This window comes from Streptomyces anulatus, assembly GCF_014650675.1.
Classification (GTDB): Bacteria; Actinomycetota; Actinomycetes; order Streptomycetales; family Streptomycetaceae; genus Streptomyces; species Streptomyces anulatus.
In genome coordinates, this window is sequence record NZ_BMVK01000001.1 from 751,890 (window position 1) to 777,115 (window position 25,226).

General features: G+C 72.0%; 9 protein-coding genes. 5 read left to right on the top strand and 4 right to left on the bottom strand.

Annotation, left to right across the window (positions count from 1 at the left end; all coding sequences use genetic code 11):
* Positions 1–54: 54 nt before the first annotated feature.
* Positions 55–1,533, bottom strand: a complete 1,479-nt coding sequence (locus IE272_RS03345; RefSeq protein WP_229897190.1) for a uracil-xanthine permease family protein — start codon at positions 1,531–1,533, stop codon at positions 55–57.
* 612 nt (positions 1,534–2,145) lie between these two features.
* Between IE272_RS03345 and IE272_RS03350 the strand changes: the two genes are divergently transcribed.
* From IE272_RS03350 to IE272_RS03365, 4 genes are all read left to right on the top strand, one after another.
* Positions 2,146–3,609, top strand: coding sequence for a xanthine dehydrogenase small subunit (locus IE272_RS03350; RefSeq protein ID WP_190006217.1), 1,464 nt, complete (start codon positions 2,146–2,148; stop codon positions 3,607–3,609).
* Positions 3,606–6,023: a xanthine dehydrogenase molybdopterin binding subunit gene (xdhB, locus tag IE272_RS03355; RefSeq protein WP_073958797.1), complete on the top strand. Its 2,418-nt coding sequence runs from the start codon at positions 3,606–3,608 to the stop codon at positions 6,021–6,023. Before IE272_RS03350 ends, xdhB begins: the two co-directional genes overlap by 4 nt.
* 1 nt (position 6,024) lies before the next feature.
* Entirely contained in the window at positions 6,025–6,843 is an 819-nt protein-coding gene (gene xdhC / locus IE272_RS03360) for a xanthine dehydrogenase accessory protein XdhC (protein ID WP_190006218.1), read from the top strand.
* A gap of 87 nt (positions 6,844–6,930) precedes the next feature.
* Complete coding sequence (locus IE272_RS03365) at positions 6,931–7,491, top strand: hypothetical protein (protein WP_057662525.1); 561 nt, start codon at positions 6,931–6,933, stop codon at positions 7,489–7,491.
* On the opposite strand, the gene IE272_RS03370 is transcribed toward IE272_RS03365, so the two are convergent.
* The 3 genes from IE272_RS03370 to IE272_RS03380 form a co-directional block, all read right to left on the bottom strand.
* The gene (locus IE272_RS03370; RefSeq protein ID WP_229897191.1) at positions 7,454–9,961 is read right to left on the bottom strand and encodes an aminotransferase class I/II-fold pyridoxal phosphate-dependent enzyme; all 2,508 of its coding nucleotides are present in this window, start codon (positions 9,959–9,961) and stop codon (positions 7,454–7,456) included. The two genes, IE272_RS03365 and IE272_RS03370, sit on opposite strands and share 38 nt — an antisense overlap.
* Positions 9,958–10,998: a 4-hydroxyphenylpyruvate dioxygenase gene (hppD, locus tag IE272_RS03375; RefSeq protein WP_190006219.1), complete on the bottom strand. Its 1,041-nt coding sequence runs from the start codon at positions 10,996–10,998 to the stop codon at positions 9,958–9,960. The genes IE272_RS03370 and hppD overlap by 4 nt, the downstream gene beginning before the upstream one ends.
* Before the next feature lie 319 nt (positions 10,999–11,317).
* Positions 11,318–12,025 (bottom strand): hypothetical protein, encoded by a 708-nt coding sequence (locus IE272_RS03380; RefSeq protein ID WP_056706779.1) that lies wholly within the window; start codon positions 12,023–12,025, stop codon positions 11,318–11,320.
* 351 nt (positions 12,026–12,376) lie between these two features.
* On the opposite strand from IE272_RS03380, the gene IE272_RS03385 reads away from it, so the two are divergent.
* Complete coding sequence (locus tag IE272_RS03385) at positions 12,377–25,219, top strand: non-ribosomal peptide synthetase (RefSeq protein ID WP_190006220.1); 12,843 nt, start codon at positions 12,377–12,379, stop codon at positions 25,217–25,219.
* Positions 25,220–25,226 lie beyond the last annotated feature (7 nt).

Below are 25,226 nucleotides of genomic sequence, written 5' to 3' on the forward strand. Positions count from 1 at the left end.
TGGTGGTCAGCCGGGCGGCTGGGGGTGTCTGACCCGCCCGCCCGCGCGCAATGGTCAGACGCCCCCTAGGCGCGGCCGGACGTGGTGGAACAGGATGTTGAGTACGGCGGCGACGAACGCGCCGACGGCGACGCCGCTTTCGAGGAGGATGCGGACGTTCGGCGGGAAGCCCGCGTACACGCCGGGGATGAGGATCGGCAGCAGGCCCAGCGCCAGGGCGACGGCGCAGATGAACGTGGAGGTGTGCCGGTCGAGGTCGGAACGGCCGAGCATCTGTATGCCGAGCACGGTGATCACCGCGAAGACGACCATGGCCGTGCCGCCGACCACTGCGGACGGGACGACGCTGATCGCGCGGGTCACCGGCGCGAGGAACCCGATGACGACGAGGACCACACCGGCGGCGGCGGTGACGTAGCGGCTGCGGACGCCGGTGACCCGGACGATCCCGATGTTCTCGCCGCTGGTCACCATCAGCGGCAGTCCGAAGAACCCGCCGAAGAGCGAGGTCAGCGCGTCACCGCGGACGGTCTTGGGGACGTCGGTGCGGGTGTCGATCTCCTTGCCGACGGCCTCGGCGTTGATGACCGTCTGACCGGTGGCCTCCGCCATGGAGGCGAGGCTGTAGAGCATCAGCGGCAGCGCGGCGACCAGGCTGAACTGGGGCGAGCCGAACGGCATCAGCTCCGGCACGCTGACCAGAGCGCCTTCGGCGGCGCGCGAGAGGTCGATGCCGCCGAGGAATCCGGCCAGCACCGTGCCGGCGACCAGGCCGAGCATGACGGCGAGTTGCCGCAGGATTCCGGTGAACAGCAGGTAGAAGACGACGGTGAATCCGATCGTCGCCATGCCGAGCGCGAGGTTCGTCGGGTCCGCGAATCCGGGCTCGCCGGGCCGGCCGGTGACGAGGACCGCGCCGACCTTCACCAGGTTGACCCCGACGATGACGATCATGGTGCCGATGACCAGGGCCGGGAAGAACCTGAGCAGCCGCGAGAAGACCGGCAGGACGACGAAGGAGAAGGCCGCGGTGAGAACGACCGCGCCGGTGGCGGTACGCAGACCGTGCTGCTCGGCGATGGCGATGAACAGGATGAGCGGCGCGCCGCCGGGGAGCATCACGAACGGCAGCCGGGGACCGAACTTCCACGGCCCGAGCGACTGGATCAGCGACCCGACGCCGGAGAGCACGAACGCCGCGGAGAGCAGGTTGACGGTCAGGCCGGCGTCGAGCCGGAGGGTGGCGCTCATCAGGAAGATCGCCGAGATGGGGGTGGCCGCCATGACGAGGACGTGCTGAATCCCGAAGAGGATGATCCGCCCGACGGGGCGCGACTCGTCGACGGGGTGCACAGCTGTGGACGGGGCGTCCTGCGCGGCGTCCTGCGCGGCGTCCTGCGGGGCCTCCGGGGCGGCGACGTGCTCGGTGTCGTGCGGGGCGTTCTGCGGGGCGAGTTGCCCGGTTTCGTGCGTGACCGGCTCCGGCGTCGGTGGTTGTCCGGATCCGGGTGCGGGCTGGCGATGACGGGACACGTCGGAGCTCCATTCGGGCGTGAGGAACGCTCGGGCATCAGCCGCGATCCGGCCCCGAACGGAGGGCCAAATCGATTTGGCCAAATCGATTTGGCCGTCAGTATGGGGAGGCCCCGCGACCGTCGTCAAGAGCGGCGACCCCCCGGATACGGCCTCCGGGCGCGGGGCGTCCGCAGGCCGGGCGACAGACGTGCGGCAGACGATGGAGCGACGGCGGTCGCGGAAGGCGCCCGTGCGAGGTGCGGCGCCGGACGGCCTCTTGACCTCCATGGCGGCAGCCACTAATTTGCCGAGAACGCCGACCCCGGCCCTCGAAAGGAGGCGACCAGCTGATGTTCACCTACTCCGACCTCGGTCGCCTCGCCGAGTGCACCGCCTGGGTCCCGGGGCGCATCGCGCACGGCTGCTGAGGCCGCCCCTTCCCCTGTGCCCTCCCCGGCACTTCTCGGCTTCCCCGCCTCTCCCTTTTCCTCCGTCGTTCTTCGCGGCACCCCGCTGTCGCGCGCCGTTTCGCGCCCGCTCTTCCCACGTGGTGCGTATGAATCAAGAGAGCTGTCCGACCTTGACGAAAATGATGAACCGACCGAGCGCGCACCGGAACGAAGGCCTGTCGTGACGGCGCCACGCATCACGGTCAACGGGACCGAAGCACCGATCTCACCGGCCGCGCCCCACACCACGGTGCTGGACTTTCTGCGCGAGCGTGGCCTCACCGGCACCAAGGAGGGCTGCGCCGAGGGTGAGTGCGGCGCCTGCGCGGTCCTGGTAGCCCGTCCCGGGACGAACGAGCCCACCGACTGGGTGGCGGTCAACGCCTGCCTGCTCCCGGCCGCGACACTCGACGGACAGGAGGTCGTCACCTCCGAGGGGCTCGCCACCGCCGGCACGCCCGGCACGCCCGGCACCCTTCACCCCGTCCAGGAGGAGATGGCGGTCCGCGGCGGCTCCCAATGCGGTTACTGCACACCGGGGTTCGTCTGCAGCATGGCCGCCGAGTACTACCGGCCCGACCGCTGCGCCCACCCGGACCCGGCCGAGGGCACCGACCCCGAGCACGGGCCGAACGGCTTCGACCTGCACGCGCTGAGCGGCAACCTGTGCCGCTGCACCGGATACCGTCCGATCCGCGATGCCGCGTTCGCCGTCGGCGCGCCCGCCGACGAGGACCCGCTCGCACGGCGTCGCGCGCAGTCCCCGCCCGCGCCCGTCGCCACCGAGTACGTCCGGGACGGCAGCGCGTTCCTGCGGAGGAACACCCTGGGCGAGACCCTGCGGTTGCTGCGCGAGCGGCCCGACGCGGTGGTGGTCGCCGGCTCCACCGACTGGGGTGTGGAGGTGAACATCCGCTCCCGCAGGGCGGATTGCGTGATCGCCGTCGACCGGCTGCCCGAACTGCGGGAGCTGCGCGTCGGATCCGACGCCGTCGAGATCGGGGCGGCGCTGACGCTCACCGAGATCGAACGCCGCCTCGACGGCCGGGTCCCGCTGCTGGCGGAGCTGTTCCCGCAGTTCGCGTCGCGGCTCATCCGCAACGGCGCGACGCTCGGCGGCAATCTGGGGACCGGCTCCCCCATCGGCGACAGCCCGCCGGTGCTGCTCGCCCTGGAGGCGTCGGTGGTCCTCGCCGACGCCGACGGCGAACGACAGGTTCCGCTCGCGGAGTACTTCACCGGTTACCGGCAGAGCGTGCGCCGTCCCGGCGAGCTGATCCGCGCGGTACGCCTCCCGCTGCCGCTGTCCCCGGTCGTGGCGTTCCACAAGATCGCCAAGCGGCGCTTCGACGACATCTCCAGCGTCGCGGTCGCCTTCGCGCTCGACGTCGAGGACGGGATCGTCCGGAAGGCCCGCATCGGTCTGGGCGGAGTCGCCGCCACCCCGATCCGGGCCCTGACCACCGAGGAGGCCCTGGAGGGCAGGCCGTGGACGGCGGAGACCGTCGACGCCGCGGCGCGGGTACTGCGGGCGGAGGGCACGCCGTTGAACGATCAGCGCGCGAGCGCCGCCTACCGCTCCGCGATGCTGGGCCAGAGCCTGTTGAAGCTGTACGCGCAGACCACCGAGGCGGTTTCCTCATGAGCCAGTTGTCCCAGCGCCCCGAGAAGCCGGTCGTCGGCGTGTCGATGCCGCACGAGAGTGCCGCCCAGCACGTCACCGGCGCCGCGCTCTACACCGACGACCTGGTCCATCGCACCAAGGACGTTCTGCACGCCTACCCGGTCCAGGTCATGAAGGCCCACGGCAGGATCAGCCGGCTGGACACCGGGCCCGCGCTCGCCGTGCCCGGTGTGGTCCGCGTGCTGACCGGTGCCGATGTGCCCGGCGTCAACGATGCCGGCATGAAGCACGACGAACCGCTGTTCCCCGACACGGTCATGTTCCACGGTCACGCGGTCGCCTGGGTGCTCGGCGAGAGCCTGGAGGCGGCCCGGCTCGGAGCGGCGGCCGTCGAGGTGGACCTCGACGAGCAGCCCTCACTGATCGCGCTGCGGGACGCCATCGCGGCGCAGAGCTTCCACGGCGCCCGGCCCGTGATGCTCACCGGCGACGTCGACGCCGGCTTCGCCGACTCCGCGCACGTGTTCTCGGGCGAGTTCCAGTTCTCCGACCAGGAGCACTTCTATCTGGAGACGCACGCGGCGCTGGCCCTGGTCGACGAGAGCGGGCAGGTGTTCGTCCAGAGCAGCACCCAACACCCCTCCGAGACACAGGAGATCGTCGCGCACGTGCTCGGCCTGCACAGTCACGAGGTGACGGTGCAGTGCCTGCGGATGGGCGGCGGCTTCGGCGGCAAGGAGATGCAGCCGCACGGCTTCGCGGCCGTCGCCGCGCTCGGCGCCCGGCTGACCGGCCGGCCGGTCCGGGTCCGGCTCAACCGCACCCAGGACCTGACCATGTCGGGCAAGCGCCACGGGTTCCACGCCCAGTGGAGGATCGGCTTCGACGCCGAAGGCCGTATCCAGGCACTGGACGCCACCCTGACCGCGGACGGCGGCTGGAGCCTGGACCTGTCCGAGCCGGTGGTCGCCCGTGCGCTGTGCCACATCGACAACACCTACTGGATCCCCAACGCACGCGTCGCGGGCCGGATCGCCAAGACCAACAAGGTCTCCAACACCGCCTTCCGCGGCTTCGGCGGACCGCAGGGCATGCTGGTGATCGAGGACATCATGGGCAGGTGCGCGCCGCTGCTCGGCCTGGACCCGATGGAGCTGCGGGAGCGGAACTTCTACCGGCCGGGGCAGGGCCAGTCGACGCCGTACGGGCAGCCGGTCACGCACTCCGAACGGATCTCCACCGTCTGGCAGCAGGTCTGCGCCGACGGTCGTGTCGCCGATCGGCGGCGGGAGATCGCGGCGTTCAACGCCGCGCACCCGAACACCAAGCGGGGACTCGCGGTCACCGGGATCAAGTTCGGCATCTCGTTCAACCTCACCGCTTTCAACCAGGGCGGCGCACTGGTTCTGATCTACAAGGACGGCTCGGTCCTGATCAACCACGGCGGCACCGAGATGGGCCAGGGCCTGCACACCAAGATGCTGCAGGTGGCCGCGACGACGCTGGGCATCCCCCTGCACAAGGTACGGCTGGCCCCGACGCGGACCGACAAGGTGCCCAACACCTCCGCCACCGCGGCCAGCGCCGGGGCGGACCTCAACGGCGCGGCGGTGAAGAACGCCTGCGAGCAACTCCGCGAGCGGCTGCTCCAGGTGGCCGGCGGCCGGTTGGGGACGAACGCCTCGGACGTACGCATCGTCGAGGGCGTCGCGCGTGCCCTCGGCAGCGACGAGGAGCTGGCCTGGGACGACCTGGTGCGCACCGCGTACCTCCAGCGCGTGCAGCTGTCGGCGGCGGGCTTCTACCGGACCGAGGGGCTGCACTGGGACGCGAAGGCGTTCCGGGGGTCGCCGTTCAAGTACTTCTCCTACGGTGCCGCCGCGACCGAGGTGGAGGTGGACGGCTTCACCGGCGCGTACCGCATCCGGCGGGTGGACATCGTGCACGACGTCGGCGACAGCCTCTCCCCGATGATCGACATCGGTCAGGTGGAGGGCGGTTTCGTGCAGGGCGCGGGATGGCTGACGCTGGAGGACATGCGCTGGGACACCGGTGACGGGCCCGGCCGCGGCCGGCTGCTGACCCAGGCGGCGAGTACGTACAAGCTGCCCAGCTTCTCGGAGATGCCGCAGGAGTTCCACGTCCGGCTGCTGGAGAACGCCACCGAGGAAGGCGCGGTCTACGGGTCCAAGGCCGTGGGTGAGCCTCCGCTGATGCTGGCGTTCTCGGTACGGGAGGCGCTGCGGCAGGCCGCCGCGGCGTTCGGGCCCGCCGGAGTGAGCGTGGAACTCGCCTCGCCCGCCACACCGGAGGCGGTGTACTGGGCGATCGAGGCGAGTCGTCGGGCCGCCGACTCCCCCGACGGTCACCCAGGCGACGGGTCCGCCACCGGGGCCGGGACGCGAACCGGGGCAGCAGCGTTGAGCGGTGCCTGACATGACCTGGTTCGCCGCGGTCGCCCGGCTGCGAGCCCGCCGGGAGGCCGGCGTGCTGGTGACCGTCGCGACCGTGCGCGGCCACGCCCCTCGCAACGCCGGAGCGAAACTCGTCGTCGGGCGGGCCGGTACGTGGGGCTCGATCGGCGGCGGCAACGTCGAGGCGGTCACGATCGACCGGGCCCGGGAGATGATCGCCGCGTCCACCGCCGAACCGGAGCTGATGGACTTCGCCCTGAACGACAAGGTGACCAACCGGCACGGCGTCCAGTGCTGCGGCGGCACGGTCTCGGTGCTGCTCGAACCGCTCCCGGTGGTACGGGCGGTGGCGATCTTCGGCGTCGGACACGTCGGGATGGAGCTGGCCCGCGTCCTGGCACGTCAGGACCTCGACCTCCATCTGATCGACAGCCGCTCGGACATCCTCGCCGAGGAGCGGCTCGCCGTTCTCGCGGACGCGGTGGCGGGAGTGCGGGTACACCACACTCCGCTGCTGCCCGAGGAGGTCCTCGACGAGTTGCCGCGCGGCACCCACGTCCTGATCATGACCCATGACCACGCCGAGGACGCCGCCCTGTGCGACGCCGCCCTGCGGACGGCCCACCTCGGCTCCATCGGGCTGATCGGGTCGGCGGCCAAGTGGGTCCGGTTCCGCAAACGCCTCCTCACGGAGGGGGGTCACGACGAGGCCGCCATCGACCGGATCACGACCCCGATCGGGCTGGCCGACATCACCGGCAAGGCCCCTGCGACCATCGCCGTGAGCGTCGCCGCCGATCTGCTGCGCACCTTCGAAGCCGAGGAGATGGGTTGTCCATGACGTAGGACGAGTGGAAACAGCTGAAGTCGACGCCCTCCGCGTCCTCCCCGCCCCCGCCCCCGCCCCCGCCTCGAAAGGCTTCTCGCGTTGTCTGTCCGCGGATCTCTCCCGCGTCACCGGTTCATCGGCACGGCCCTCTCCCTGACGGCCGCCGTCGCCCTCGCCGCCACCCTGTCGGCGTGCTCCGGCGACGACCCGCCCGAGAAGGCGTACACCGTGCCCGCGTCGCCGTGCGGGATCCCGGTGGACCCCGCGCTGGTGAAGGCCGCCCTGCCCGGCGGTGACACCCTCTCCACCGCCACCGTGAAGCCGAACGGCGGAACGGTCCGCTGCAACCTGTCCGTCGACGGCAAGGAGGCCCTCAGCCTCGCCCGGGCCTGGTGGTCCCAGGGGCAGACCACGGCGACGGTCTCGCAGGGATACTCCAACACGGACGACGGGGTGTTGTCGGAGGACGAGCGCTTCGTCCACACCGAGAAGGCGGGCGTCGGCAGGACCGTGTCCTCCTGCAAGGTGTCGGAACATCCGGAGCAGGACCTCTACACGGTGGTCGAGACCCGCGACACGGGCGTCGACGACCCGGCCGCCATCGAGAAGCTGCTCATCGCCTTCACCAGGGCGGTCGAGGGGTCGGCGGCCTGCGGCTGACCTCACCTCCCGGTGCGGGCGCCCGGCCGGAGCGCGCCGCCTCGGCCTCGATGAAGCCCGCGAGCCGGGCGATGCCCTCCTCGATCCGGTCGTGCGCCAGATAGCTGAACGACAGCCGCATGGCCCGCTCGCCGCCCGACCGGGGATAGAAGTACGACATCGGCGTCCAGAGCACTCCGTGCTCCTCGGCGGAACGGCGCAGCGCCGCGTTGTCCGCGGTGAACGGCACGCGGACGGTGAGGAAGAAGCCGCCGCCGGGCTCGTTCCAGGTGACGCCCAGGTCATGGCGGCGGGCCGGGGGGAAGTGCCGCCCGAGCTGTTCCAGGGTCACCCTCAGGGCCTCGCCGTAGTGCTGGGCGGGCAGGGTGTTCAGCTCGGCGAGCCGGCCGTCGGCGGCCAGGAGCGCTCCGGCGACCGCTGCCTGGCTGAGCGCCGGGGTGTTCACCGTCACCATGCTCTTGATCCTGGCGAGTTCGTCGGCGAGCAGGCTGGTGGCCCCCGACGCGTCCCTGACGTGCTGGTCCGCGACGGCGTATCCGATCCGGGCGCCGGGGAAGACCGACTTGGCGTAGGAGCCGAGGTGCACCACCCGGCGGTCGTGGTCGAGCGACTTGAGGGTGGGGAGCTGCGGCCCCGGGCTGACCAACCGGTACGGGCTGTCCTCAAGAACGATCAGGTCGTGGCGGGCGGCCAGCTCAAGCACCTCGGCCCGGGCCCGCTCGGACATCGTGCTGCCCGACGGGTTCGAGTGGTCGGGCACCAGGTAGAAGGCCCGGGGCCGCCGTCCGCGGGCCCGCTCGGCGCGGACGGCGGCGTCGAGGTCGGCCGCGGCGACGCCGTCGTCCCGCTCCTCGACGGCGGTGACCGGGATGTCCAGCAGCCGGGCCGCTCCGGTGATGCCCACGTAGCAGGGGCTGGCGACCAGCAGGACGTCCGCCGGGTCCGCGAAGAGCGCGCGCAACGTGAGCAGCATGGCCTCCTGCGCGCCGACCGTGACCACGATGGACTCGGGCGGCACGTCGATGCCCTCGTCCTTGCGGAGCGAGTCGGCGATCAGCTCCCGGATGTGCCCGGCGGTCGGTCCGTACTGGTAGACGGCGGTGCGGATGGTGTCCGGGTCATTCCCCTGGCCCGCCAGATGGTCGAGGTAGCGGCGGATGTGCCCGAAGATCTCCTCGGTCTCGAAGAACCCTTCGTACGGGCGGCCGGGCGCGAAGGAGACGGCCTCGGGAAACCGAGAGGTGATCTCGTTGAGGAAGTTCATCGTTTCGAGCACCGGATCGGACACGCTCCCGTGCAGGTCTTCCCTGCGCAGTGCGGTGCCGGGGGTCGCGGCCGTCACGGGCCGGGACGGCGCCGGGTGCGTACGGGCCGCGGGTTCCGGCGCGGGCGCCGCCAGCAGGTCCGCGTCCGCGTCCGCCACCGTGGCGGTGCCCGTCAGCAGCATGGCGTCGGCCAGTTCGTCGGTGAGCGTGTCCAGGACGTCGGTGACCCCCTGGTGGCCGCCGACGGCCAGGGCGTGCAGCACCGGGCGGCCCAGCAGCACCGCGTCGGCACCCAGGGCGAGCGCCGCGAGCACGTCCGTACCGCGCCGCACCCCACCGTCCAGCAGCACCGGGCAGCGGCCCGCCACCGCGGCGGTGATCCCGGCGAGCACATCCAACGTCGCCGGGACGCGGTCCAGTTGCCGGCCGCCGTGGTTGGAGACCACGATGCCGTCCACGCCCGCGGCGACCGCTCGTTCCGCGTCCGCGTCCGACATGATCCCCTTGACCAGGACGGGCAGTGTGCTGATCGATCGCAGCCAGTCCACCACCGACCAGTTCAGGGCCGGATCGAGTTCGGTGCGCCCGTGGTCGGCCGGGGACGCGTAGTCGGCGCCGGGCCGGGGGAGGTTGGCCGGGGTGACGTGGGCCGGCAGCCGGAAGCCGTTGCGCAGGTCCCGCAGGCGGCGGCCCAGGTGCGGGGTGTCGACGGTGAGCACCAGGGCCTCGAAGCCGGCGCGTTCCGCGCGCTCGACCAGCCGGCGGGTCGTGGCGCGGTCGCGGAAGCAGTAGACCTGGAGCCACAGCGGGGTGGCGGCGGACGCGGCGAGATCCTCGAAGGCCCGGCCCGCGAAGGTGCTCACCACGACCGGGACGCCCGCCGCGGCCGCGCCGCGCACCGTGGCGACCTCCCCTTCGGGGTGCACCAGGGTGTGGTAGGCGAGCGGCGCCACGGCCACCGGCGACGCCCACCGGCGCCCGAGGACGGTGACGGAGGTGTCGCAGTGGCCGCCCCCGGACAGGACGCGGGTGAGCAACCGCACCCGGTCGAAGGCCCGGAGGTTCTCGGTGAGCGTGCGTTCCTCACCCGCGCCGCCTTCGATGAAGTCCCAGGCGTGCGCGTCCATGCCGGCGCGGGCCGGTGCGGCCCAGTCCGCGATTCGGAGGGGGCGCCCGGCGCCGTCCGGGTGGCCGGGTCCGGTCACGAGGAGTGCTGCTGGGAGCGTTGCACGGCCTCGTACAGGGCCCGGATGTTGGCGCTGCCGAACCCCCGGGCCCCTTGCCGCTGGATGAGTTCGAAGAACAGGGTGCGCTGCTCGAAGGGCGAGCGGGCGAAGAGCTGGAGCAGGTGGCCCCACTCGTCCCGGTCGGCGAGGACGCTGGTCTTGCGCAGATCGGCGACCTCCTGCCCGAGACCCGGTATCCGCTCCGCGAGCGCGTCGTAGTACGTGTCCGGGGTCCGGAGGAACTCCACGCCCCGGGCCTCGAACTCCAGCACCGAGGGGACGATCTCGTCCAGGAGGAACGCCAGGTGCTGCACGCCCGCTCCCCCGTTGCGCGCCAGGAACTCGTTGATCTGTCCGGGCTGTTTGGCGGTGTCCGGTTCGAGGAAGGTGAAAGTGATCCCGCCCGACGGGCTGCGCGTCGCGATGGAGTCCATCGCCTGCCCGCCGACCTCGACGTACTCGGTGGACACCTGCTGGTGGCCGAAGGCCTCCTGGTAGAAGCGGGCGACGTCGTGCAGGGAACCGGCCTCCAGGCACACCGCGATGTGGTCCAGGCGGCGCAGCTCGGGCGCCGGGTCCCGGGAGTCCGCGCCCTCGGGTGCCGGGCCCGCCGGAGTCCAGCCGCGTCCGCAGGGCAGACCCGGGGGGCTGCCCGCGTCCCGCTGGAGGAGCGTGTGGCGGACGTCCCCGAAGCCGTGGACCGCCGGGCCCCCGGGGTCGCCCGGAGGGCAGGCGCGGGCGCCGGCCGCCCGGGCGCTCTCCGCGGCGGCGGCCGGGTCGGCGCAAGCGAACGCGATGTCGGCGATACCGTCGCCGTGCGCGGCGAGGAAGTCCCTGGTGACCGGGCCCGAGGTGACCACGAGCTGCACGTTTCCCTGGCGCAGCACCACCGATTCCATGGTGTCCGTGGCCGCGTGTGCCGTCTCCCGGAATCCCCACGACGTTACGAAGTGATCCGTTGTCTGTTCACGGTCACTTGCATAAAGCTCAATATATTCGACGTCGTGCGCGTTCACGCTGATCCCCGTTCGATGGACGCGGTATCGATGACGGCCCGACCGTACGCGCTCGGGCCGGATGGCCGCAGAAACCCATCGAGAGATTTCGTGATTCCGTCCGTGGCTCTGTGTCGTTCTGCGGGCGATACAGGCGGCACAACACCATGGGTGTGATTTCCCTGTGTGGGATACGCCCCGTTTACCCCCGGTCGTCCGGCGCCGACGTGTGCCCACCGGGACTGCGGGAACCTCCTGTCAACGCCTTATCGAATTATTTTGATTTCAATTCCCCGATCAGGGACGAACCGGGACACAGGGTGAAATCCCTGCTGTTCCGTCAGATCACCGCGAATTCCCATCCCATCACGATGAGCAGGGTTCCGTAGAGGAACAGCGCGAGCGCGGAGACCAGCATCACCGTGCCCACGATCCGTACGGCACGCCGCGAGACCCCGCTGTCGCGGGCGTACTGAAGACCCGACAGCACCAGGCACGCACCCATCGCCAGGAACCACGGTTCGTAGAAGAAGATCTCCCACAGGTCGCCCGCGACCCGGTCGCGGGTGACCCAGGCCTCGGAGATCTCGACGGTGATGACGCCCGTCAGGTCGAGGATCTTGGTCAGCGTCCCGGTCATCCAGTGGCCGATCGCGTACGTTCCGCCGAAGAGCGCGGGGGCCAGCACCACCGCCCTGACCAGTCCGTGGGGCGCCTCGGTTCCGCCGACCCGCGGAACCCAGCGGGGAAAGACGCGGAACTGCCGATGGGCGAGCACCAGACAGGCGCCGGCGCCCACCAGAATGACCAGACCGGTGAGGTAGCTCACCATCTGGAGTGTGGCGACGTACTGTTCGGAGACCTTTCCCGCCACACCGATCTCACCGCCCGCCGCGTGGTAGAAGCGGACCAGAACGGCGTAGCCGACCCCCAGCGCGAAGCCCCAGCCGCCCGCGGCCGACCAGTTCCGGACCTGGTTCCGGCCGGCGGGGGGCGCATCCGGGTCGCGGGATTCCTCGGCTTCGGCCGCCGCGGGCGTCTCACGCATATCTGACAACGGTTGCTCCATGTGATCGCGGATTGCTGCCCCCTGTCGACCGCTCAGTTCTCGAGATCGGCCGCCGCCCAGCCTACTGGCGTACTTCTGTGGCCGTTCGGCTCTTTCCGACACCGGGCCCCTTATACGGAATTCACGCATCCATTTCCTTCCGCCGCAGGGCGGCCACCTCTTCTTCGAGGGGTATTTCCACAGGCCCGCAGGGGCGTACTCAATTCTTTGCACTGTCGTTGTCACCCCCGGAGTCGGTCGGGCAGGCTGCGGGCGGCGATGTATGTGTAGCCGACGGTCTCCTTTCCTGCGCCTGCCCTCGGGGCCGACGATCGAGTGTGGAGTGAGTGCATGTCTGACCCGCGGGGTGTTCGTCTTTCCCTGACCGCCGGACAGCGGGGCATCTGGTACGCGTTGCAGGGCGATCCGACCAATCCGGTCTTCAGCGCGGCGGAGCACGTGGACATCGCCGGTCCGGTCGACGCGGAGCTGTTCGAGGCCGCCCTGCGGCAGGTGGTCGCCGAGACCGAGGCCCTGCGGGTGCGCTTCGCCGAGGACGACGAAGGCCCCTACCAGGTCGTGCTGCCCGGAGTGGACTGGCCGTTCCCCGTTCTCGACGTCTCCGGCGAGGCCGACCCGGAAGCCGCCGTGCGGGAGTGGATCTCGGCCGACCTCCGCCGACCGGTCGATCTCGCCGAGGGGCTGCCGTTCGGCTTCGCCCTCTTCCGCGTCGCCGACGGCAGACACGTCTGGTACCAGCGGCACCACCACATCGTGCTGGACGGCCTGAGCGTCGGCAGGGTCACGCACCGGGTCGCCGAGATCTACTCCGCGAGCGTGGCGGGCGAACCGTGCCCGCCGGTGTCCCTCGGCAGCCTGCGCGACCTCGTCGACGCGGACGCCGCGTACCACGGGTCCGAGGAGTTCGAGGACGACCGGCGCTTCTGGACCGAGCAGTTGGCCGACCGGCCCGAGGTCTCCGGCCTCGCCGCACGGCCGACCCGTTACCCGGATGCTCCGCTGCTGCGCGCGGTGGAGCGGATCGAGCCCGGCGTCGTCGAGGCGATGAAGTCGATCGCCCGGGAGGCCGACACCGTCTGGCTGACGGTGCCCGTCGCCGCCCAGGCCCTGTACGTGCACCGGATGACCGGCCGCCGCGACGTGGTGCTCGCGTTCCCGGTCCGGGCCAGGCCCGAGGGCGCGGCGGCCGATGTGCCCGGCATGGTGTCGAACGTCGTGCCGCTGCGGCTGTCGGTGCGGCCCGGTGCGACCGTCGCCGAACTGCTGCGGCACGTCTCCCGGCAGATCCGCGGCGCCGTGCGGCACCAGCGCTACCGGTACGAGGATCTGCGTCGCGGCACCGGCGCGCTGGCCGACGGCACGCGCCTGGTCGGCCCGCGTATCAACCTCATCACGTTCGACTACGACCTGGACTTCGGCGGCCGCAGGGGCACGGCGCGGAACCTGGTCATCGGCCACGACGACGACCTGACCGTCTTCGTCGACGCCCGGACGGACGACGGCGGGCTGCGGGTGGAGATCAGTGCCAACCCCGACCTGTACTCCACCGCCGAGGTCGCCCAGCACCGCGAGCGGCTCACGGGCCTGATCCGCGCCATCGCCACCGGCGAGCCGGACCGGGTGATCGGGCGGCTGGACATCGCCACCGCGCGGGAGCGAAGGCGGGTACTCCTCGACGGGAACGGACGCGTGTCCGGCGGCGCGCTCCTGCCCGAGCTGTTCGAGGCACGCGCCGCGGCCCGCCCCGAGGCCCGTGCGGTGTCCCTCGGCGGGGCGTCGCTGACCTACGCGGAACTCAACGAACGCGCCAACTCCCTGGCCCGGCTGCTGGTCGACAGCGGCGCCGGTCCCGGCCGGTTCGTCGGCCTGATCCTGCCCCGTTCGCTCGACCTGGTGGTGGCGCTGCTCGCCGTCGTCAAGTCCGGTGCCGCGTACGTGCCGATCGACCCGGCCTACCCCGCCGACCGCATCGCCCACACCGTCTCCGACGTGCGGCCGGCCCTGGTCGTCACCGGGCAGCGGACGGACGTGCCGCTGCCGGACGAGGTGCGGCGCGTCGTGCTGGGCGACGACGCGGTGACCGCGCGCCTCGCCCGCCTGCCGGGCACCGATCTCACGGACGCCGATCGCCTCTCCCCCCTTGTTCCCGCCTCGCCCGCGTACGTCATCTACACCTCGGGCTCCACCGGCCGCCCCAAGGGCGTGGTGGTCTCCCACCGGAACGTGGTCCGCCTGTTCGACGCCACCGAGCACTGGTTCCGCTTCGGCCCCGACGACGTATGGACGCTGTTCCACTCCTACGCCTTCGACTTCTCGGTCTGGGAGCTGTGGGGGGCGCTGCTGCACGGCGGCAGGCTCGTCGTCGTGCCGCACGAGGTCTCCCGCTCGCCGGAGGGCTTCCTGCGGCTGCTGGCCGACGAGCAGGTCACCGTGCTCAACCAGACGCCCTCCGCGTTCTACCAGCTCATGCGGGCCGACCGGGAGAACCCTCGGACGGGCGACCGGCTGGCGCTGCGCCGTGTCGTCTTCGGCGGTGAGGCGCTCGACCTGCGGCGGCTGTCCGACTGGTACGACCGGCACGACACGGGCCACCCCTGTGCGCCGCAGCTGGTCAACATGTACGGCATCACCGAGACCACGGTGCACGTCAGCCACCTGCCGCTGGACCGCGACCTCGCGGCGTCCGGCTCCGGGAGCCTGATCGGCCGCGGTATCCCGGACCTGCGGATCTATCTGCTCGACGGCGCGCTGCGACCGGCGCCCCCCGGGGTGGCCGGCGAGATGTACGTGGCCGGCGACGGTGTCGCGCAGCACTACCTCAACCGGCCCGCCCTGACCGCGGAGCGGTTCGTTGCCGACCCCTTCGCGGGAGCGGGAGACGGCGCCCGCATGTACCGCACCGGCGACCTCGCCCGCTGGCACGACGGTGTGCTGGAGTACCTGGGCCGCGCCGACCACCAGGTGAAGATCCGCGGGTTCCGGATCGAGACCGGCGAGGTCGCGGCGGCGCTGTCGGCGTGCCCGGGGGTGGCCGACTGCGCCGTCCTCGTCCGGGACGACCACCGGGGCGAGCCGGTGCTGGTGGCCTACCTGGTACCGGAGGACCCCGCCGACATACCTCGGGCCGGGCTGCTGCGGGAGCGGCTCGGCGCGTCGCTGCCCGACCACATGCTGCCGGCCGCGTTCGTCCCGCTGGACCGGCTTCCCCGGACACCCAGCGGGAAGCTCGACGAGCGTGCGCTGCCGGAGCCTCGGACGACCGGTGCGGGCGGCCGTTCCGCCCGAACGCCCCACGAGCAGGTGCTCGCCGCGCTGTTCGGTGCGGTGCTGGGGGTGGCCGAGGCCGGCGTGGACGACAACTTCTTCGCGCTCGGCGGCCATTCGCTGGCCGCCACCAGGCTGGTCGGCCGGGCCCGCGGGGTCCTCGGTGTCGAACTGGCCGTCGCCGACGTCTTCGAACGGCCCACCGTGGCCGCCCTCGCCGCGCGGCTCGACACCGCGGTGGCGGCCCGGCCCGCGCTGGCACCCTCGGTCCGCCGGCCCGACGTGATGCCGCTGTCCCCTGCCCAGCAGCGGTTGTGGTTCCTCGACCGGCTCGACGGCGGCGGTGCGGCGTACAACATCCCGTTCGTGCTGCGCATGCGCGGCGAGGTGGACGTCTCCGCGCTGGATGCCGCGTTGCGGGATGTGGTGGCACGGCACGAGAGCCTGCGCACGGTGTTCCCGGAGACAGCGGGTGTTCCGCGACAGCAGGTCGTCGCCGTGCGGGAGCTGCCGTCGGTGCTCCGCGTCGTCGAGGTCGCCCCGGAGGAGGTGCCCGCCCGGCTGGCCGCTGCGGAGAGCCGCGGCTTCGCACTGGGTGAGGACCTGCCGGTCCGGGCTGAGCTGCTTCGTCCCGGCGGTGGCGAGCACGTGCTGTCCGTCGTGGTGCATCACATCGCCGCCGACGGCTGGTCGCTGGGACCGCTGGTCCGTGACCTCGCGACCGCCTACACGGCGCGGTGTGCCGGTGGGGCCCCGGAGTGGGAGCCGTTGCCGGTGCAGTACGCGGACTACACGCTCTGGCAGCGCGCGCTGCTCGGTGACGAGAGACGGGCGGACAGTCTCTCGGCGCGGCAGCTGTCCTACTGGGAGCATGCCCTGGCGGGCCTGCCGGTCGAGTTGGAGCTGCCCGCCGACCGGCCCCGGCCCGGGGTGGCCGGCCGCCGGGGCGAGGTGGTGGACTTCGAGCTGGGCGCCGACCTGCACCGGGAGCTGGCCGCGGTGGCCCGCTCCTGCGGGGCGAGCACGTTCATGGTCCTCCAGGCGGCGCTGGCCGTGCTGCTGCACCGGCTGGGCGCCGGGGAGGACATCCCGATCGGCAGTCCGGTCGCCGGCCGCACCGACGAGGCACTCGACGAGTCGGTGGGGATCTTCGTCAACACGCTGGTGCTGCGCACCGATGTCTCCGGCCGGCCCTCCTTCACCGAGCTCGTGGAGCGGATCCGGCAGACCGCCCTGGCTGCCTACGCGCATCAGGACGTGCCGTTCGAGCGGCTGGTCGAGGTGCTCAATCCGGAGCGTTCGCTGGCCCGGCACCCGTTGTTCCAGGTCTCGCTGAGCATGCAGGAGCACCCCGACCGGTCGCTGGACCTGCCCGGCCTGGAGGTCACGGTGGCGCCCGGTGACCTGGTCGCCGCCAAGTTCGACCTCCAGTTCGACTTCCATGAGCGGCATGCCGCGGACGGCGCGGCCGGGGGCCTCGACGGGCAACTGCTGTACAGCACCGACCTGTTCGAGGCCGAAACGGCGCGCGGGATGGTGGGGCGGCTGCTCCGCGTGCTGGAGTCGGTCGCCGCACGGCCGCAGGGAGCCATCGGCGAGATCGATCTCCTGCGGGAGGAGGAGACCAGGCGGCTGGACGTGGAGTGGTCCGGCACCCGCCGCACGGTCCCCGCGCTCGCGGGTACGGTGCACCAGCGGTTCGGCGAGCAGGTCGCGGCCGCCCCGGAGGCGACCGCGCTGATCGCCGCCGACGGCGGCGAGGTCTCGTACCGGGAGCTGGACCGGCGGGCGAACAGGCTGGCGCACCGGCTGCTGGCCGAGGGTCTGCGCCCGGAGTCACGGGTGGCCGTGCTCCAGCAGCGGTCGGTGGATCTGGTGGTGTCGCTGCTCGCGGTGCTCAAGGCCGGCGGGACGTATGTGCCGCTGGACCCGCGTGCCCCGCACGGCCGTTGGGCGTCGATCCTCGCGCAGACCGGGGCGTCGGTGCTGCTCGTCGACCGGGCGCAGTCCCCGGTCGGGTTCGAGCACGGTGCGAGGGTGATCGCGGTCGATGACGACCCCGGGCTCGCCGGGTGTCCCCCGACCGCGCCGGCCGCCGCCGGACATCCCGAACAGCTGGCGTACATCATGTTCACGTCCGGCTCGACCGGCCGGCCCAAGGGTGTCGCGATCACCCACCGGGACCTGCTCGCGTTCGCGCTCGACGGCTGCTTCGCCGCCGACGCGCACCGCCGGGTGCTGCTGCACGCGCCGCACGCCTTCGACGCCGTCAACTACGAGCTGTGGGTTCCGTTGCTGTCCGGCGGGCAGGTGGTTCTCGCCCCGCCGCACGACATGGACGTCACCACCCTGCGGCGGATGCTCCGCGAGCACGCCGTCACCGGTCTGCACCTGACCGCCGGGCTGTTCCGGGTGGTGGTCGACGGTGACGTCGGCTGTCTCGCGGGCGTGCGCGAGGTGCTGGCGGGCGGTGACGTGGTGCCGGGCGCCTCGGTGCGCAAGCTCCTCGAACGGTTCCCCGGGCTGGTGTTCAAGGACACCTACGGCCCGACGGAGACGACCTCGTTCGCCACCTTCTTCCAGGTCACGTCCGCGGGTGCGGTCCCGGAGGCGGTGCCGATCGGCCGCCCGCTGGACAACATGCGTGTGTACGTCCTCGACGCGGGACTGCGCCGGGTGCCACCGGGCGTCGTCGGCGAGCTGTACATCGCAGGAGAGGGGCTGGCCCGCGGATACTGGCGGGCGTCGGCGCCGACCGCCGAACGCTTCGTGGCCGATCCGTTCGGCCCGCCGGGCAGCCGGATGTACCGGGTGGGCGACCTCGCCCGCTGGAGCGACGACGGTGCCCTGGTGTTCGCGGGGCGGGCGGACGACCAGGTCAAGATCCGCGGCTTCAGGATCGAGCCCGGCGAGGTCGAGGCGGCCGTGGCCCGCCACCCGGATGTCGCGCAGGCGGCCGTCGTCGTGCGGGAGGACCGGCCCGGCGACAAACGGCTGGTCGCCTACGTCGTACCGGTGGACGGTCAGGAGTGCGCCCCCGCCGCACTGCGCACCCGGCTGGGCGAGGAGCTGCCGGACTACCTGGTGCCCTCCGCCGTCGTCCGCCTCGACGCGCTGCCTCTCACCCCCAACGGCAAGCTCGACCGCGCGGCCCTGCCCGAACCCGACATGGCGGGCGAAGGACTCGGCCGCCCACCGGCAACCCCCGAGGAGCAGGTGCTGTGCGGCCTGTTCGCCGAGACCCTCGAACGGTCCTCGGTCACCGTCGACGACAACTTCTTCGACCTCGGCGGCCACTCCCTCCTCGCCAACCGCCTGGTACTGCGCGTCCAGGCCGTGCTCAGCGCCGACGTGACGGTGCGCGACCTGTTCGAGGCGCCCACCGTGGCTCAGCTGGCCCGGCTCGTCGACCGGGCGGCCGGGACCCGGGCGCCGCTGGTGCCCTCGGCGCGTCCGGACGAGCTGCCGTTGTCGTTCCCCCAGCGCGGTCTGTGGTTCCTCAACCAGATGGACGTCTCACGGCCGACCTACAACATGGGCGTGTCCCTGCGTCTCACCGGCCGGGTCGACCGTGCCGCGCTGCACGGAGCGCTGCACGACGTGATGGTCCGGCACGAGAGCCTGCGCACCGTGTTCCCGGAGCGCGACGGCGTGCCGTTCCAGCGTGTCGTCGCGGCCGGGCACGCGTGGGTCGGGATCCCGGTCTCGGAGACGGACGAGACCGCTCTGGAACGGGCGTTGACCGAGGCGGGCCGGCGCGGCTTCGACCTGGTGAGGGACCTGCCGGTGCGGGCGGAGCTGTTCGTGCTGAGCCCCACCGAGCAGGTGTTCCTGATCCAGGTGCACCACATCGTGGCCGACGGCTGGTCACTGGCCTCGCTCGTCGGCGACCTCGCCGCCGCCTACACCGCGCGGTGCGCGGGCGACCCGCCCGGCTGGGAACCCCTGCCCGTGCAGTACGGGGACTTCACCCTGTGGCAGCGGGAGCAGCTGGGCACGGCCGCCGATCCGGACAGCAGGCTCAGCCGTCAGATCGCCTACTGGAAGTCCACGTTGGCCGGCCTGCCGGAGCAGCTGGACCTGCTGACCGACCGGCCCCGGCCGGCGGTCATCGGCCACGAGGGCGGCTCCGTGCCGATCAGCATCGGTGAGGAGGTCCACGCCCGGCTGCTGGAGATCGCCCGCGCCGGTGGCGCCAGCCTGTTCATGCTGATGCAGGCCGGCCTCGCCGCGCTGCTGTCGCGCCTGTCGGGAAACACCGACATCCCCCTGGGCACCGCCGTCGCGGGGCGCAACGACATGGCCCTGACGGACAGCGTCGGTCTGTTCGTCAACACGCTGGTGCTGCGCAACGACGTGGCCGGTGATCCGACGTTCCAGCAGTTGCTGGGGCGGGTGCGGGAGGCGGACCTGTCCGCGTACGCCCATCAGGATGTGCCGTTCGAGGTGCTGGTGGAGACGCTGAAGCCGGAGCGCTCGCTGTCGCGGCACCCGTTGTTCCAGGTGCTGCTGAACTTCGAGAACACTCCCGAGATGCGGCTGGACTTCCCCGGCGTGCGGGCCCGGCCGCATCCGGTGGACGTCGGGGTGGCCAAGTTCGACCTGTCGTTCTCCGTGGGTGAGACGTACACCGAGGACGGCAGGCCGGCCGGGATCAGTGGCCGGCTCACCTACTGCGGTGACCTGTACGACCGGAGCACAGCGCAGGACGTCTCCGCTCGTTTCGCCCGCCTTCTGGAGTCGGTCGCCGCAGATCCGGCGCAGCGGGTCGGTGCGCTGGATCTGCTGGGTGAGGAGGGTCGCCGCCGGGTTCTCGCGCTGGGCGTGGGCGAGGTGCGCGAGGAGGCGGCGCCGACGTTCGTGGAGCGGTTCCAGGCGCAGGCGGCGTCGCGGCCGGACGCGGTGGCGTTGGAGTGCCGGGGCGAGGAGGTGGCCTATGCCGAGCTGAACGAGCGGGCCAACCGGTTGGCGCACCATCTGATCGCGCGGGGGGTGGGGGCCGAGGACATCGTCGCGATGGCCCTGCCCCGGACGCCGGAGCTGGTGGTGGCGTTGCTGGCGATCCTCAAGGCCGGTGCCGCGTATCTGCCGATCGATCCGGACCATCCGGCCGAGCGGATCGCGTACACGGTCGAGGACGCCCGGGCGGTGCTGCTGCTGACCGACGGAACGGTCGGCGAGCGCGTTCCGGACGCGGCGGGACTGCCTCGGTTGCTGCTGGACGACGCGGCCACCGCGGAGGAGGTCGCGGCTCGCCGGGTGTCCGATCCGACGGATGCCGACAGACGCTTCCCGGTGCATCCGCACCATCCGGTGTACGTGATCCACACGTCGGGGTCCACGGGGCGGCCCAAGGGTGTGTGGACCGAACAGCACTCCATGAGTGACTACCTGTCCTGCAGTACGTCCGTCTATCCCGGCGCGGCGGGTACGGCGGTCCTGCACAGTCCGATCTCGTTCGATCTGACGGTGACGGCGTTGTACACACCGCTGTCGGTGGGGGGCCGGGTGGTGCTGGCCGCGTTGGACGACGGGGACCCGCGCACACCGGCCGCGTTGAAGGACGCTCCGTGCACGTTCCTGAAGGTCACGCCCAGCCATCTGCCGTTGCTGGAGGCGCTGGACGATTCCTTCTCGCCGAGCCGGGAGTTGATGCTGGGCGGGGAGACGCTGCTGGGCGAGGCGCTGGGTGAGTGGCGTGCTCGTCATCCGGACGTGCGCGTCTACAACGGGTACGGGCCGACGGAGACCACGGTCACCTGCACGCAGCATGTGATCGCGGCAGGTGAGCCGGTGGGCAGTGGTCCGCTGCCGATCGGTCGTGCGATGCCGAACACGCGGCTTTACGTGCTGGATGAGTGGTTGCGGCCGGTGCCGGTGGGTGTGGCCGGTGAGTTGTACGTCGCCGGCGAGGGTGTCGCCCGCGGGTATGTGCACCGGCCGGCGTCGACCGCGGAGCGGTTCGTGTCCGACCCGTTCGGCCCGTCGGGTACGCGTATGTACCGTACGGGCGACATCGTGAAGTGGAACTCGACGGGTGAGCTGTACTTCCTGCGGCGCGTCGACGACCAGGTCAAGATCCGGGGGTTCCGGGTCGAGATCGGTGAGATCGAGAACGCGTTGCTGCGGCAGCGACACGTGGCCGGGGCGGCGGTGGTGCTGCGTGAGGACGCCCCCGGTGACCAGCGGCTGGTCGCCTACCTGGTGCCCGAAGGGCCTCTGGACACGGTGGCGCTGGCGGGGCGGACGGCGGCGGAACTGCCCGATTACATGGTGCCGTCGGCCTACGTGGTGCTGGACGAGCTGCCGCTGAGCCCCCACGGCAAGGTCGACCGCCGGGCCCTGCCGGTCCCGGACCACCCCGCCGTCGCCGTCCCCGGCCGCGGCCCGCGCACCCCGCAGGAGGAGATCCTGTGCGGGCTCTTCGCGGAGATCCTGGGCGTGGGCGAAGTCGGCGTCGACGACGACTTCTTCGCCCTCGGCGGCCACTCCCTCCTCGCCACCCGACTCGTCAGCCGTATCCGCTCGGCCCTCGACAGCGAGGTTCCGATCAGGGCCCTGTTCGAGACACCCACCGTGGCGGCACTCGCGGGCACGCTGCATCGGGCGGCCGGCGCCCGGCCGCCGCTGCGCCCGGCCGGGCGCCCGGAACGGATCCCGCTGTCCTCCGCCCAGCGCAGGCTGTGGTTCCTCAACCGGATGGAGGGGCCGAGCGCGACGTACAACGCGCCGCTCGTGCTGCGCCTGTCCGGCGCGCTGGACCGGTCGGCGCTGGCCGGGGCGCTGGCCGATCTGGTCGGCAGACACGAGACCCTGCGCACGGTCTTCCCCGAGGAGAGCGGAGTGCCCCGGCAGCACGTACGCGACGCAGGCACGACGACGCCCTTCTCCCTGACCGTGGTGGAGACCACCGAGGAGCGGCTGCCGGACCAGCTCGTGGCGGTCGCCACCCGCGGATTCGACCTGGCCGACCAACCGCCGCTCCGTCCCACCCTGTACGCGCTCGGCGCGACCGAGCACGTACTGGCCCTGGTGGTGCACCACATCGCCACCGACGGCTGGTCCAGGACGGCGCTGGTGCGGGACCTGTCGACCGCCTACGCCGCGCGGTGCGCCGACGCCGCACCCGGCTGGGATCCGCTGCCGCTGCAGTACGTCGACTACGCCCTCTGGCAGCGCGAGTACCTCGGCGACGAGGACGATCCGGAGAGCGTGGCCGCACGGCAGCTCGCCTACTGGCGCGACACCCTCGCCGGACTGCCCGACGAGCTGAACCTGCCGGTGGACCGGCCCCGGCCGGCCGTCGCGAGCTACCGGGGCCGCACCATGGACTGCTCGCTGGGTCCCGAACTGCACCGCGCGCTCACGGAGCTGGCCCGCTCCCACGGCGTGAGCATGTTCATGGTCCTCCAGGCGGCGCTGGCCGTGCTGCTGACCAAGCTGGGCGCGGGCGACGACATCCCGCTCGGCAGCCCGATCGCGGGGCGCGGCGACGAGGAGCTGGAGGACCTCGTCGGGCTGTTCCTGAACACGCTGGTGCTGCGCATCGACACCTCGGGCGATCCGGCCTTCGGCGCACTGCTGGACCGGGTCCGCCGGACGGCCCTGGACGCCTACGCCCATCAGGACATCCCCTTCGAGCGCCTGGTCGACGCGATCAACCCGGAGCGCTCCCGGGCCAGGCAGCCACTGTTCCAGGTCATGCTGACGGTCCAGAACACCCCGGCGACCGGGACCACGCTGGGTGATCTCGCCCTGCGCCCCGAACCGGTCGACCTCGGCATCGCCAAGTACGACCTGAACTTCGCCTTCGGCGAGCAGCCGGACGGACCGGGCGAGCCCGGCGGCCTGCCCGGAGTGGTCGAGTACAGCACCGATCTGTTCGACCGCAGCAGTGTCGAGACGCTGGTGCGACGATTGGTGCGGGTACTGGAGACGGTGACCGGTGACCCCGGGCTGCGGGTGGGCGAGATCGACGTGCTCTCCCGGGCCGAGCGTGACCGCGTGCTCCACGGGTTCAACGACACCGCGGTCCCTCTCCCGCCGACCACTCTCACCGGGTCCGTCGAGGCACGGGCGGCCCTGGCACCCGGGGCGACGGCCGTGGTCTTCGACGGGGAGGCCATGACGTACGCGGAACTGAACGCCCGGGCGAACCGGTTGGCGCGGTACCTGGCCGGTCGTGGCGCCGGGCCCGAAGTCCGTGTCGCGGTGAGCCTGCCCCGCGGGCCGGACCTGGTGGTGGCACTCCTGGCGGTGCTGAAGTCCGGCGCCGCCTACATCCCCCTCGACCCCGCCTACCCGGCCGAACGCGTACGCCACATCCTCACCGACGGCGCACCCGCCCTGATCCTCACCACCACCGGACTGGCCCTCACGCTGCCCGCACCGGCGGGCGCGGACCTCATCACGGTGGACGACCCGGCCCTGCACGCACACCTGACCGCCCTGCCCGGCACCGACGCGCCCAGCACCGCGCACGGCGACAACCCGGCCTACGTGATCTACACCTCCGGCTCCACCGGGCGCCCCAAGGGCGTGGCCGTCACCCGGGCCAACCTCGACAACTTCATCACCGACATGCGCCACAGGCTGCCGGTCACCACGACGGACAACCTGCTCGCCGCCACCACCGTCGCCTTCGACATCGCCGGCCTCGAAATGTACGTACCCCTGACGGCCGGGGCCCGGCTGGTCCTCGCCGCCGCCGACCAGATACGCGACATGGACCGGCTGGCCGCGCTGATCACCGACACCGGCACCACCCTCATGCAGGCCACCCCCACCCTGTGGCAGGCCCTCCTCTCCGAACACCCCGACGCCGTCACCGGACTGCGCGTCCTGGTGGGCGGGGAAGCCCTGCCCACAGCACTCGCCACCCGCCTGCGCGAACACGCCGCGTCGGTACGCAACATGTACGGCCCCACCGAGACCACCATCTGGTCCACCACCGCCGAACTGGACGACCGCCGCGGCACCCCTCCCATCGGCCGGCCGATCGCGAACACCCGGGCGTATGTCCTGGACGACCGCCTGGCGCCGGTACCGGCCGGCGTCACGGGCGAGCTCCACCTCGCCGGCCACGGCGTCGTCCGCGGCTACCACCACCGCGCCGACCTGACCGGTGAGCGGTTCGTCGCCGACCCCTTCGGCCCGCCCGGCACCCGCATGTACCGCACCGGTGACATCGCCCGCTGGAACACCTCGGGCGAGCTGGAGTTCGTCGGACGGGCCGACGACCAGGTCAAGGTCCGCGGGTTCCGCATCGAACTCGGCGAGATCGAGACCACGCTGGCCACCCACCCCGCGCTGACCCGGGCCACCGTCGTCGCCCGCGCCGACGACGACGGCACCACACGCCTGGTGGCCTACTCCGTCACCACACCCGGACAACACGCCCCCGGCCCGGCGGAACTACGCCGGCACCTGGCACGCGACCTGCCCGACTACATGGTCCCCGCCGCGTTCGTCACCCTCGACGCCCTCCCCCTGACCCCCAACGGCAAGGTCGACCGCACCCGGCTTCCCGCCCCCGACTTCTCCGAACTCGTCGGCGCCCGGGAGCCGCGCACACCGCTGGAGAAGGACCTGTGCGCGATCGTCGCCGGGGTGCTGCGGTTGCCCTCGGTCGGTATCGACGACAGCTTCTTCGAACTGGGCGGCGACAGCATCATCTCGATCCAGCTGGTCAGTCGTGCCCGTGCGGCCGGTGTGGTGTTCAGCGTCACGGACGTGTTCGAGCACAGGACGGTGGCCGGTCTGGCATCCGCCGCCGAGGTGCTCGACGACTCCGGCACACGGGAGTCCCCGACGGACGGAGCCTCCTCGTCCGACCCCTTGTCCGACCACGCCCTGTGCGTCCTCGACCCGTACGAGATCGACATGATCGAGAACGAGTGGCAGTCCTGACCCGACC